This is a genomic window from Chondromyces crocatus (genome assembly GCF_001189295.1).
GTDB lineage: Bacteria > Myxococcota_A > Polyangia > Polyangiales > Polyangiaceae > Chondromyces > Chondromyces crocatus.
In genome coordinates, this window is the sequence record NZ_CP012159.1 from 8733617 (window position 1) to 8746335 (window position 12719).

At 70.2% G+C, this 12719-nt stretch carries 7 protein-coding genes; 4 read left to right on the forward strand and 3 right to left on the reverse strand.

Annotation, left to right across the window (positions count from 1 at the left end; all coding sequences use genetic code 11):
* Positions 1-8: 8 nt before the first annotated feature.
* Positions 9-2651: a hypothetical protein gene (locus tag CMC5_RS31475; protein WP_156339000.1), complete on the reverse strand. Its 2643-nt coding sequence runs from the start codon at positions 2649-2651 to the stop codon at positions 9-11.
* A 178-nt stretch (positions 2652-2829) separates the two neighbouring features.
* Here CMC5_RS31475 and CMC5_RS31480 point away from each other — a divergent pair, with 178 nt between their 5' ends.
* The 3 genes from CMC5_RS31480 (at position 2830) to CMC5_RS31490 (ending at position 9984) form a co-directional block, all read left to right on the forward strand.
* Positions 2830-4758, forward strand: coding sequence for a c-type cytochrome (locus tag CMC5_RS31480; protein WP_050433860.1), 1929 nt, complete (start codon positions 2830-2832; stop codon positions 4756-4758).
* 226 nt (positions 4759-4984) lie between these two features.
* Positions 4985-7435 carry an erythromycin esterase family protein gene (locus CMC5_RS31485; RefSeq protein ID WP_169796719.1) on the forward strand — a complete coding sequence of 817 codons (2451 nt, stop codon included), beginning with the start codon at positions 4985-4987 and terminating at the stop codon, positions 7433-7435.
* Positions 7436-7503: 68 nt separating this feature from the next.
* On the forward strand, positions 7504-9984 hold the full coding sequence (locus CMC5_RS31490) for an erythromycin esterase family protein (RefSeq protein WP_050433862.1): 2481 nt from the start codon (positions 7504-7506) through the stop codon (positions 9982-9984).
* An 88-nt stretch (positions 9985-10072) separates the two neighbouring features.
* On the opposite strand, the gene CMC5_RS31495 is transcribed toward CMC5_RS31490, so the two are convergent.
* Positions 10073-11236 carry an acyl-CoA dehydrogenase gene (locus tag CMC5_RS31495; protein WP_050433863.1) on the reverse strand — a complete coding sequence of 388 codons (1164 nt, stop codon included), beginning with the start codon at positions 11234-11236 and terminating at the stop codon, positions 10073-10075.
* A gap of 355 nt (positions 11237-11591) precedes the next feature.
* Here CMC5_RS31495 and CMC5_RS31500 point away from each other — a divergent pair, with 355 nt between their 5' ends.
* The gene (locus tag CMC5_RS31500; protein ID WP_050433864.1) at positions 11592-12059 is read left to right on the forward strand and encodes a SpoIIAA family protein; all 468 of its coding nucleotides are present in this window, start codon (positions 11592-11594) and stop codon (positions 12057-12059) included.
* Positions 12060-12111: 52 nt separating this feature from the next.
* On the opposite strand, the gene CMC5_RS31505 is transcribed toward CMC5_RS31500, so the two are convergent.
* Positions 12112-12591 carry a hypothetical protein gene (locus tag CMC5_RS31505; RefSeq protein ID WP_050433865.1) on the reverse strand — a complete coding sequence of 160 codons (480 nt, stop codon included), beginning with the start codon at positions 12589-12591 and terminating at the stop codon, positions 12112-12114.
* Between the last annotated feature and the right edge of the window lie 128 nt (positions 12592-12719).

The window sequence follows — 12719 nt, forward strand, 5'->3', positions numbered from 1 at the left end:
CGCTGAGACTAGCCGAATACAATGGGCTCCGGGGAGCGACGCGCGGCGTCCCAGGCTTCGTCGAGGTGGTGAAACTCGTACCAGCCATGGAGCAATGCGTGGATAAAGATCCTGCCCTGGCGGTCGCGCTCGATGGACTCGGGCTCCATGGGAGAGGTGGCGAGGAGGCGCAGGCCGTCTTCGTACACGCCGCAGACACGGAGCGGCGCTCCCTGGGCCGACTGCACGACGAGCGTACGTCCACCAGGGCATGCGAAGATCCGCCGCAGGTCCAGGTCGCCGCGCGCTCGTAGTCTGAACTCGTCTCCGCACCGGGTGAAGCGCCAGGTGCCCTGGTAGGACTCGGCGAGGACGCCGCCGTCTGCGACTGCCTCGGCGAGGTACACGACGCGCTCCGCCTCGTCCTCGATGGCGGCAAAGTCGTCGCTGAAGTCGCGGACGAGCAGCGGCGCCGCGCCGCTCAGCGGGACCCACCAGAGCGTGGTGTCATGGTGCACGAATACCAGGGCGTGGGCGCGATCCCAGCTCAAGCTGACCCGGGCTCTGGGCTGCTGCGCGGGGATCAGGAAGGAGGTCTCGCGGCGCCTCTCCCCATCGACGACGACGAGGCGGTAGGTGTCGTCACGCACTCGCGTCCAGCCGGCGTAGAGAGCATCGAGGCCCACGTGCTCGATACGGTGCACCTCTTCCCCGAAGCGTGCGCGCACCTGCTCGGGGATCTCGCGACGCAGCGCTGGCAAGGGAGGCTGGCGACCCAGGTAGCGTAGACCGGCCCGCCCAGGAGCCGGCGCGATGATGAAGTCCTCCGGGGCCTCGTCGGCATCGGACCACGCGTCGTCGTCTTCGTCCGCGCCCTCCTCGGGCGCGTAGAGGGCGACCAGCGGAGACGCCTCTCGCTTCGCAGCGAACTCGACGGCGATGGCACGCAGGCCCAGCAGCTCGCACCAGTCGATCTGCGCTCGAACGAAGGCCTGCTCTCCGCTGACCCGAGCGTCGAACACGTCACCACGCACGGATGCCAGGCGGCGGAGCCGGGGGCCATCGCGGCCGAGAAGGACGATCCCCTCCTCGGCGTCGTCTCCCTCTCCGACGAAGCTGACGACGAGCAGGAGCGGTAGATGGGGGAAGGGGTGGATCTGGAAGGCGGGCAGCGCGAAGCGCTGGTCGAGCACCACGGCCTCTCCGTGGCGGCGGTAGACGTCGAGCGAGCGCGAGGTCCCCACGAGGAGCGTCCCCTCCGGCCCGTAGGCGACGCTGTAAATCGCACCTCCAGGGGAGAACATCTCCCGAGCTTCCCCGGTCGCGAAGTCGAGTTCCCAGACCACGCCGTGCATGTACCCGAAGAGCACGGCACCGCCGTCAGGGCGCGACGCGAGGGTCACCTGCCCCCCGGGCAGGTAGTCACCCGTGGCTTCGTGAAGCGCGCCCTCCTCGATCCATGCGGCGAATGAAGGACGACGACCGAGGGGGATGACGCCGTAGAGGCGCCCCGTCGGTGTGCAGTGAACCTGCGCCGCTGGGCCGAACAACGCTCGTTCTTCGGGCTTCGGAGTCGGCTGTCGCGGAAGTCGGTCCACCCCGCGATGCGTGATCTGGAGGGCTCCTTCGATGACCTCGAAGGGCAAGGGTCTGGACTCGACGGTCGCCCTGGCGACGTGACGCCTTCCGCGGCTCTGGCTGCGTCTGGCCTTTCCCCCCTGCTTGCTCGCGTCCTGTGGCTCATCGGGCGCGATCGTCGTCACCGACGAGAGCCAGGCCGCGGAGGGGGTCGCGCGGGCACGCGCATCGCGGTGGCTCCCCTCCTCGTCCCCTGCCCCCTCGACGTCGGTCCTCTCGTCGCTCGCGTGATTGTCGTCCGTCTGCTCTTCGACAGGAACCAGGTGGAAGGCCGTCGGGTTCCTGTCGAGCTGGGCGAGCAGTGTGTTCGTTCCGAGCAACTCGAGCCAGGTGCGCCTCGTGTCGCGCTTCTCGGCGATGACGACGCGCCGCTCCAGGAGGGCCATCTCTCCGGGGACGATGTCCACGCGGAGCAGCGCCCGCAGCGTCAGGTCGTCAAAGCCGTACAGGACCAGGCCGCCAGCGGCACATGCGTCGGAGGACCGCACGACCACGAGGCGGCCTCCGTGCAAGGTGACCATCTCGTCGCCAGCGACGAACCAGGGAGGGCTCTGCGAGGACACGGCGCCGTCGGGGCGAAGGCTCTCGCCATCGCGCCGGAGCAGGTGCAGTCGCTGGCCCGCGAGCAGGAGGATCCTGTCTTCGGGTCCGTAGGCGATGCCAGCGATGGGGCCGAGCGAGGCGTCGAGCGCGCAGAGTCGACGCACCGTTCCCTCGCGGAACAGAACCTTCCAAAGGCTGTCTCCGTGCAGCGCGAGCAGCGCGGTGTCGCCCTCGTCGTGGGCTGCGAGCGAGACGTCTCCGGACCTGGGCCACGCTGGGCCTCGTGCCGTATGAAAGGCGCCTTCGTCGTCGAGCCATGCGGCGAGCCGTCCCTGCCCCTTGATTCTCGCCACGCCATAGACACGCCCCGTCGGAGCGACGCGAACGTCACGACGGAGGCCGAACGGCTTTGCTTGCGCGGCAGAGACGCGGGGCAGCGCGAAGCTCCGGAGGCGCCGCAGGCGGACCGCGTTCTCGAGAGCGCGAGACATGACGACGAAGGTAGCCGAGGGCACGCGCCCGCAGGGGTTCGCCTCGCGCGACGAACCCGACAACGTCGGAGCTGACGAAAAATGGAGGGCTGGCGGACGGAAAGTGTCACACGACGCAATGCAATTCCCCGCGACAGGCTCTGGGCGGCCATAATTCGGTCCCCTCCCGGGATCACCGATGCCCTTTGCTCGATCGCTCGCCGTCTTCGCTCTCGCCTCCGCCCCGCTCGGCCTGTGGAGCTGCACGCCCGAGGGTCCTCATCGGACGCAGGAGCCTTCGCCGCGCCCCCTCGGCCCCCCCGATGACGAGGTCACCCTGAGCGAGCCACCGCCGCCCCCCGTCAGCGGTGGCACGCTGCTGATGACCCGTGAAGGGTTCGCGTTCGCCGCGGATCCGGACCGGGATCGGATCTGGATCGTGCGCCCGCCCGGGGACGAGGAGGAGGGGTCGGTGGTGGCCACCGTCGTCCTCTCTCCAGGGGACGAGCCCGGGCGCGCCGTGGAGACGCCGGATGGGCGTGTTCACGTCGCGCTGAGGGGCGGCGGCGCCATCGCGATCGTGGAGCCCGCGACGGGAGAGGTGGTGGAGCGCCGCGCGGTGTGCGAGGGCCCTCGGGGGATCGATGTCGATCCGGCGCTCGGTGTCGTCCACGTCGCGTGCGTGCGGGGGGAGCTCGTCAGCTATCCCCTGGCGGGCGGGGCCGAGGTGCGGCGCCTGCTGCTCGACGAGGATCTGCGCGATGTCGTCGTCGATGGCGATCGGCTGCTGGTGAGTCGTTTCCGGTCGGCGGAGGTGCTGGTGCTCGATGCAGCCGGCACGGAGACGGCGCGACTCCGACCCCTGGACGGCCTGTGCACACCGGGCGTGGCGTGGCGCATGACGGCGCTGCCTGGCGGTGGGGCCGCGCTGGTGCATCAGCGGGCCCAGATGACGCCGGTGAACGACGAGCCGGGGGCCTACGCCGCAGGGCAGCACGACTGCGACGGCGGCGTGGTCGCGACCCGGGTGGCGATCCTGCCGCCCGTGACGACGCCGGGCGATGCGCCACCAGAAGACGCCCTCCCGGGCGGCGCCACACCAGGGGGCGCGACACCGAGCGACGGGATCCCTGAGCACACCGCGCAGCTCGTCCCGCTCCTGACCCGCCCCTCGTCGCCCCTGAGCTTGCAGCACCAGCTCCTCGTGGACGTGGCGGTCTCACCTGATCACAAGCGCTATGCGCTCGTGAGCGCTGCAGGCGGGTGGATCGGCGAGCTGCGCCGGCGTCACGTCGGCGGGGATCTGCTGTCCAGCCTCCAGGTCACCGTTCTGCCCGACGCTTGCCGCGTCGCCGGAAGCGCCGTCCCCTGCCAGCCGACGGCCGCAGCTTACGACGCAGAGGGGGCGCTGCTCGTCTTCTCGCGAGAGCCGGCGCGGGTGCTGAAGCGGACGATGGCCCCCGATGACCGGCCCACCTGGCGAGAGGTGGTGCTCGGAGGGGAGAGCCGGCGCGACACGGGGCACGATCTGTTTCACCTGGCGCCCAGGGGGACGTCGATCACCTGCGCCTCCTGTCACCCCGAGGGTCGGGAGGACGGGCACGTGTGGCACTTCGGCAGCGAGGGTCCACGTCGTACGCAGTCGCTCGAAGGTGGAGTACTGGACACGGCGCCGCTCCACTGGGACGGGTCACTCCCGGATCTGGAGGTGCTCGCCGCGCGGGTGCTCACCGGGCGGATGGGAGGGGATCGGTTGGGGCCTCGACGGGTCGACGCGCTGGGTCGCTGGATGGATGCGCTGCCGGCCCTGCCGGCGCGGGTGGTCGTCGATCCAGCGGCGGTCTCCCGCGGTGAGGCGCTCTTCACGGACGCCCGGGTGGGCTGCGCGGGGTGCCACGCTGGGCCTCAGTTCACGAACAACCAGTCCGCGGATGTGGGCACGGGCGCCCCTCTCCAGGTGCCCCGGCTCTCGCGGGTGGGCGCGCGGGCGCCTTACTTCCACGATGGCTGTGCGCCGACGCTGGACGCACGCTTCGGCGCGTGCGGGGGAGGTGACGCGCATGGGACGACCTCTCACCTGAGCGACGCTGAACGCTCGGACCTCACGCATTACCTCCAGTCTCTCTGAGCAGGGACGAAACCGCGGGCCGCGAGCAAGCACGCGCCGACCAGGAGCAAGCGCGGGCAGAGGGGCTCGCGGAGCGGTTGAAGGCGCCGGGCGTCGATCCCGACGCCGACTGATCACGGGAGCGCTTCGCAGTGCCTCCATGCTCGGAAGGGCTCGCTCAGGGCTGCACTGGGGTATGGATGGGCATATGCACATGCCGCGTCGTCTCCAGGCTCTTGGCCGTGGCGTGCCCCGCCTGACCTTCCTCTTGCCGGTGCTCGGCATGATCGCAGCGTGTGCCGGCGCGCCCGTCGAGCCGTCGGCGCAACCTCCCACGGCCTCGACGAGGGCTGGCGCCGCCACGCCCACGCCACCTCGGGCGGGCGACATCGACGGCGTGATCCAGGGTCCGGACGGTAAGCCCGTCGCGGGCGCGCTGGTCTCGGTGGTGGCGGCCGATACGGACGAGACGCGCGCCGCAGGGCAAGCGTTCACTGGTCCCGAGGGACGGTTCCGCGTCAGCGGTCTCCCCTCGGGGAGGTACGGGATCACGGTCACTGCTCCCGGCTTGACCGGCGCCTACCTGGACGTCTTCCAGCACCGCGAGACCGCGCCGACCGAGAAGCTCGCGATCCAGCTCGGGGGCGAGGGAATGACCGTGGAAGGCGCGGTGCGCGACAAGGCGGGCAGGCCCGTGCCGGGAGCGATGGTGTCGCTCATCGGGTTCAGCTACTTCGACGCAGACATTTTCTTCGCCCCCGTCGATGGCGACGGTCGCTACCAGGTGAAGGTGCCGGAAGGGCGCTATCACCTGGCCGCGCAAGCGCCCGGGCACGCCGACGAAGGCAAGACGGTCACGGAGAGCACGACGCTCGATCGCACCCTCCAGCGCGCCTTCCCTGCCGATCAGCTGGCGCCGGAGGCCGTGTCGACCTGGCTGCGCGCGAACGTGGCCCCGATCGCTTCCGTGGAGGTCGGGCGAGGGTTCACCGATCTGGCCCCCGTGACCGCGATGATCGGAGAGGCCAAGGTGGTGTCGCTCGGCGAGGCCACGCGGGGAACGCGCGAGTTCTTCCAACTCAAGCACCGCATGCTCGAGGTGCTCGTCCACCAGAAGGGGTTCCGCGTGTTCGGCATCGAGGCGAGCTTCGCCGAGGCGCTGGTGGTGAACGACTACATCCGCACGGGCAAGGGAGATCCCGTCTCGGCGGTGCGCGGGCTGCGGTTCTGGACGTGGGATACGGAGGAAGTCGTCGCGCTGGTCCGCTGGATGCGCGCGTACAACGAGGATCCCTCGCACCCGCAGAAGCTCGCATTCCACGGCTTCGACATCCAGTCGCCGGCGTCCTCGGTTCGTGCACTGCTGACCTATCTCCGGCAGGTGGATCGCAGCTTCGGCGCCGAGGCGGAGCAGGCGCTCCGGCCTCTCGACAGCCAGTTCGACGTCTTTCGCTACGATCGGCGCGGGGCCTCGGTGTGGGAGGCAACGCGGACCGGCCTCGAGCGGATCGCGCAGCGGCTCGAGAGCGAGCGAGACGGCTACATCCAGCGGTCCAGCGCCGCGGCATGGAAGACGGCGCGCCTCCACCTCGACGTGGTGCGCCAGGCAGAGCCAGGGCTCGCGCAGGGAGGGGACGCGCCAGGAACACGTGACCAGGCGATGGCGAAGAACGTGCTGAGCTTGCTGGATCTCGAGGGACCGCAAGCCAAGATGGTGCTCTGGGCCCACAACCTCCATGTCGCGCGGGGGCAGCTCAACGGGAGCGCGACGATGGGGGAACACCTCCACCAGGCGCTCGGAAAAGATCAGGTGAGCTTGGGCCTGGCCTTCGACCAGGGCAGCTTCCAGGCGCAGGACATCTCCCCTGGGGCACTCCGGGCGCTGCGGGATTTCTCGGTGGGCGTCCTCCAAAAGGGAAGTCTGGACGCGACCCTGGGGCGGCTCGGTGTGCCGATCCTTGCGCTCGATCTGCGGCGAGCACCGGCCGGGAGCGAGGCGGCGGCGTGGCTCGAGGCGCCGCTCCAGAGCAGGACGATCGGGCCGTCCTTCCAGGAGGGAGCGGCAAGCTCGTACGTGCGAGAGATCTCGCCGCGAGCAAGCTTCGATGCGCTGCTCTTCGTGGAGCGCACCACGGCGGCGCGACCCACGCAGGGAGACCGTCCACCGCCACCGCCGAACCGCGGCCCGTTGCCGCTGCCCGTCAACCTGGGGTTCGAGGAAGTGGACGCGCAGGACACCGCCCTGGGCTGGTGGAACCCGCCCCTCTCCACGAGCGGTGACCCGGCGCAGCGCGTGACCACCGTCGGCAAGCCTTCGCGGTCGGGCAAGCGCGCGGCGCTGATCCAGGTCGAGCCGCGCGACGAGCGCCTGGCCGACGAGATCGGGATGCTGGTGCAGAAGGTCGACGCCGCTCCGTACCAGGGGCAGCGGGTGCGGCTCGACGTCGCGGTGCGGACGGCGCGCCTCGCCCCCAGGTCGCGCGCGCGTCTGTTCCTCGAGGTGGTCGGAACGAACCGGCAGATGTTCCGCTACGTCGACACGCTGGAGCGGCCGATCACTGGCACCACGTGGCGTGATCACACGCTGGAGATCGACGTCCCTGCCGACGCGACGACGCTCACGATGGGGTTGATGCTGGTCGGTGAAGGGCAGGCGTTCTTCGACGACGTGCGCCTGAAGGCCGTGGGCGCGAAGTGAGGCCGGGGCGCAGCAACGAGGGCGGCGCGGGGCGAGAGGGCTGGAGAGACACGATGGACAGGGGAGCCATGAGACGAGCGGGCGGGGCGACGGGTCGATGGTGGCGCGCGCTGGGTTGGATCACACCGACGCTGCTGCTGATGAGCGCATGCGGAGGCGTGGATGCGTCGACCAAGGGACAGCAGGCGGTCGCGCCGGCGCCTGGAGGTGACGAGGCGGCCCCGGGAGATCTCTCCGGGCTGGTCACGGCCCAGGACGGGCAGCCCATCGCGGGAGCGCTGGTCTCGGTCGTGGACGCTGCTGTGCTCGACGACGAGCCTGCGGCGCAGGTGAAGAGCGGCGCGGATGGCCGGTTCCGTGTCTCCCGGCTCCCCACGGGGCGCTACGGGATCACCGTGACGGCGCCCGGGGTGACCGGGACGCGCCTGGAGGTACTCTCGCACCGTGCCGAGACCCCGACCCGAGGCCTCGTTGCGCGGCTGGGAGGCAGAGGGATCGTCGTGCAAGGCGCCGTTCGCGATCCCGCGGGCAAGGGCGTGCCCGGCGCGACCGTGGTCGCGACGCGCCAGGGAGAAGGCGGCGTGGTCTCGTTCTTCGCGCCGGTGGCCCCGGAAGGGCACTACCAGATCATGCTCCCCGAGGGACGCTACGACGTGGCCGTGAAGGCCCCGGGTCATGTGGCGGGTGGCCCTGAGGGTGGGCGGCCCGTCACGGAGAGCGCGCAGGTCGACATGGCGCTGCGGCGAGCGCCTCCGCTCGATCAAGCGGCGCCGGCCGAGGTGGTGTCCTGGATCCAACAGCAGGCGATGCCGCTCGGTGGGACGGAGGCCGGGCGTGGGCTCGCGGACATGGCGCCGATCAAGGCGATGGTCGGCAACGCGCGCGTGGTCTCTCTCGGCGAGGCGACCCACGGGACCCGCGAGTTCTTCGCACTCAAGCACAGGATGCTGGAGCTCCTGGTCACCGAGCTGGGCTTCACCGTGTTCGCCATCGAGGGGAGCTCTCCGGCGTCGCTCGCGGTGAACGAGTACGTGCTCACGGGCAAGGGAGATCCGGTCAAGGCGCTCCAGGGGCTGGAGTTCTGGACCTGGAACACGGAGGAGATGCTGGCGCTGGTCCGCTGGATGCGCAGGTACAACGAGAACCCAGCGCACAAGCAGAAGCTCCGGTTCCATGGGTTCGATCTGGAAGACCCACAGCAGGCGGTGCATGCGCTCCTGAGCCATCTCCGCAAGGTGGACCGTCCCCTGGCGCAGGAGGTCTCGGCGCAGCTTCGCCCGCTGGACAATGAGCATGACGTCGAGCGGTATCCGCAACGCGGCGACACGGTGATGCGAGCGACACGGGCGGCCATCGTCCGGGTCGCGGAGCAGCTCGACCGGGAACGACCCACCTACGAGCGCCGCGCAGGCGCCGCAGCCTGGAAGCTCGCCCGCCATCACGCGCGGCTGCTGCAACGGACCGAGGCGATGCTCGCAGACCCGCGCGGAGGGGCCGCGCTCCGCGAGCAAGGCATGGCGGAGAACGTGCTTTCGTTGCTGGACCTGGAAGGTCCCGACGCGAAGGCCGTGCTCTGGTCCCACAACGTTCACGCGCAGCGCGGCGGACAGGAGGCGTACCCCAGCATGGGGGAGCATCTCCACCGCACGCTCGGCGCCGAGCACGTGGTCTTCGGCTTCGGCTTCAACCAGGGAAGCTTCCTGGCGGTGGAGCTGAACCCGGTGACTGGAAACAGGCTGCGGGATTTCACGGTCGGCCCGGGTGACGTGGGGACCCTGGACGCGACGCTCGCGAAAGGCGGCGTACCCCTGTTCGCCCTGGATCTGCGGAGGGCGCCTGCCGACGGCCTCGTGGGAGGATGGCTCGACGCGGCCCTCGGGACACGCTCGATCGGGTCGGTGTACCGGGAGAGCAGCCCGGCCTCGTCCTTCCGACGGAGCGCGCCACGGGGCGCCCTCGACGCGCTGCTGTTCGTGGAGCGGACGACGGCGACACGACCCCTCGCCAGCGTGCGCCGCGGCCGTCCGCCGAGCCCTCCTCCGGCCGCTGTCCTGTCGAATCCGGGGTTCGAAGAGGTGAACGGGCGCGGCGCGGCCGCCGGCTGGACGGCACCGCTGCTGACGCTCGACACCACCTCGACGGACGTCGCCACGAGCGAGCAGCGGCCGCGCTCGGGGAAGCGCGCGGCGGCGCTGCGCGTGGTGCCCAGAGGCCCGTCGACCGTGGGAGCCCACGCCCTCGCCACCCAGACGCTCGATGCAGCGCCGTTCCGCGGCAAGCGGGTCCGCCTCACCGTCGCCACACGCGTGGAGGGGCTTTCCGCCGAGGGCCGCGCCCAGCTCTTCCTGGAGACGGTGGGCGCCAAGGGGCAACCAATCGGTTACGCCGACCTGCTGGACCAGCCCATCACGAGCACGGCCTGGGCCGACCACGGCGTCGCGCTCGACATCCCGTCGGAGGCCGCGACCCTCACGCTGGGCCTCGTCCTCATCGGAGACGGGCAGGCCTTCTTCGATGACGTACGCCTGGAGGCGCTCGGCAACCCCTGACCCCCACGGTCGGAGACGTCATCGCTCCTCGGCGCGCGGGGGTCGGGCCTGCATGCAGGAGGGGACGGCAGGCGCCGCCCCCGTGGGCTCACTTGATGCCGTACTCGGCCTGCAGGAGCTTGGCGATGGTCGAGAGCTGCATGTTCGAGGTGCCCTCGTAGATCTTGCCGATCTTCGCGTCTCGATAGAGCTTCTCCACGGGGTACTCCTTGGTGAAGCCGACCCCGCCCATCAGCTCGACGCACTGCGAGGCGGCACGCTCCGCGACCTCCGAGGCGAAGAGCTTGGCCATCGCCGCCTCTTTCACGAACGGCTGCCCCGCGTCCTTCAGCCGGGCCGCGTTGTACACCATGAGCCGAGCGGCCTCGATCTCCATGGCCACGCGGGCGTACTGGAACTGCATGCCCTGGAAGTTCGCGATCGACTGACCGAACTGCTTGCGGTCGCCCATGTAGCGCATGGCGTGGTCCAGCGCGCCCTCGGCGAGGCCGAGCATCTGCGCGCCTATGCCGATGCGGCCTTCGTTCAAGGTCTCGATGGCGATCTTGTAGCCCTTGCCGACCTCACCCACGACGTTGCTCTCCGGGACCTCGCAGTCTTCGAGGATCAGCTCGCAGGTGCTGGAGGCGCGGATGCCGAGCTTGTCCTCCTTCTTGCCCACGGAGAAGCCGGGGAAATCGCGTTCGACGGCGAAGGCGGTGATGCCCTTGTAGCCCTTGGAGGGATCGACGTTGGCGAAAACGAGGAACAGGTGGCTCTCGGCCGCGTTCGTGATCCAGAGCTTGCGACCGTTGAGGATGTAGCGATCACCCCGCTTCTCGGCGCGCGCGGCGAGGGCGAACGCATCGGAGCCCGAGCCAGCCTCGCTGAGGGCGTAGGAGCCGACCCAGTCACGACACAGGCGGGGCAGGTAGCGGGACTTCAGCTCGTCGCTCGCCCAGCGCAGGTAGGCGTTGGCGACGAGCGTGTTCTGCACGTCGACGACCACGCTGACGCTGGGATCGACGATGGCGAGCGCCTCGACGGCGAGGATGGCGTTGAAGAAGCTGGCGCCGGCGCCGCCGTACGCCTCGGGGATCTCGACGCCCATGAGCCCCAGTTCGAACAGGGGCGGGACGATCTCCTTGTCCATGGCGCCGGCTTCATCCATGGCGTGGACACGGGGAGCGACGCGCTTGCGCGCGAAATCGAGGACGGAATCACGGAAGAAGCGCTCTTCCTCGGAGAGCTGGGTCAACGCAGGGTGAGTCACGGCTACCTTTCTCGGGGGTTCAGGGGTGAAGGCTCGGCGCCGTCGACGTTTCTCGGACGCCGCGGCCGCAGCCGTCGAGCTGGGATGAGGGAGGATTCTTGGTAGGGAGCGCCCCGAGCGTCAACCTGCGAAGGCAGGCCTCGTCAACCTGCGAAGGCAGGCCTCGTCAACCTGAGAAGGCAGGCCTCGTCAACCTGCGAAGGCAGGCCTCGTCAACCTGCGAAGGCAGGCCGCCCCGCGTGGACCCGCCTGGCGACGCAGGGGCACGTTTGACCGGCCAGGCCGTTCGGATTACACCCGAGCGTTACCGTGGCCACGAGGCTCGACCGCGACCAGCCACGCATCCAGAGGGGGGATGATGGAGCAAGATACGATCGACACTGCACTCAGCGCAGGTCGAAGCGGTTGGCAGCGCCTCGGAGCGCACAGCATCCGGTTCGAGGCGCCTGATCTCGTGTTCCTTCGGGTGGTCGGCGATGTCAGTCCGGATCAGCTCACCCACCTCTTCGCCGCGCTGCGGCGCCTGTCCTCACGTGCGGGCGGCGTCTGCTGGCTCATCGACATGACTCACCTCGGCGAGATGCCCCTGGCCACGCGCAAGGCCGCTCGATGGCACGGTCTCGACGGACAGCTACACGCGACCGCGATGTTCGGAGCGTCGCTGCTTCAGCGGGCGATGGCGACCTTGACCATCCACGCTGGCCGCCTTTCCAACCGCGGGAATGGACACCACAAAACCCGGTTCTTCACCAGCGAGTCCGAAGCGCGAGCGTGGCTCGACGGCGTGCGCCCCACGCCCCACCAGCTCGGCCCGACCGAGTGACGTGCCGTGGGTCAGGAGGCTGGCGGCCACGCGGTCCCGCTCCTCGGCACCGTCAGCGAAGCGTGCCCCTGTCGCCCCGTCCGGGAGCGATGCCTTCCGGAGGAAAGTTCGGCGTCCCGGGCGACTGCACCTCGGGCCGCGTGCCTGGCGGCATCTCGGGCGTGGGCGGAGGCTCTGCGGGCTGCATCTCGCGCTGCGTGCCACCCGGCATTCCAGGTGGGATATCACCGTTCGGTGGTCGAGGTCGCTCGGGAGACGAGTCGGGCGGCCCCCAGAGGGGGGGATCCGGCGGATACCGCGGGGCGGGATCGGGCTCGATCACGACGGGCCGCCTGGGCACAGGGGCGGGCTCGGCGCGCGGCTCGGTGCCAGCTTCGCCAGCTCTCGGTCGCTCTGCTGGCTCGAGGGGCGTGCTGGTCTCTCCGCTCGCTGGTCCCGGGCGCTCGGCGCCCAGCGCGCGCCCCTCGTCCCGCTCGGCGCGACATGCTGCGAGCCCCAGGACGCCGGCAGCAACCACGATGAACCATCGCATGGGCGTCACCTCCGTTCCTCACACAAGCGATGAGTGTGCCAGCGTCGGGGGCTCTCCCCGACCAGCAGGCTCACGCTCACCCTGCGCCGAGTGCGCTCTCCGTGCTCGGTGTGCCACCCGGACACCTT

Coding starts and splice junctions, on each gene's coding strand:
- CMC5_RS31475 (WP_156339000.1), bottom strand. CDS start 2,651: ATGTCTCGCGCTCTCGAGAACGCGGTCCGCCTGCGGCGCCTCCGGAGC.
- CMC5_RS31505 (WP_050433865.1), bottom strand. CDS start 12,591: ATGCGATGGTTCATCGTGGTTGCTGCCGGCGTCCTGGGGCTCGCAGCA.
- CMC5_RS31500 (WP_050433864.1), top strand. CDS start 11,592: ATGATGGAGCAAGATACGATCGACACTGCACTCAGCGCAGGTCGAAGC.
- CMC5_RS31490 (WP_050433862.1), top strand. CDS start 7,504: ATGAGACGAGCGGGCGGGGCGACGGGTCGATGGTGGCGCGCGCTGGGT.
- CMC5_RS31480 (WP_050433860.1), top strand. CDS start 2,830: ATGCCCTTTGCTCGATCGCTCGCCGTCTTCGCTCTCGCCTCCGCCCCG.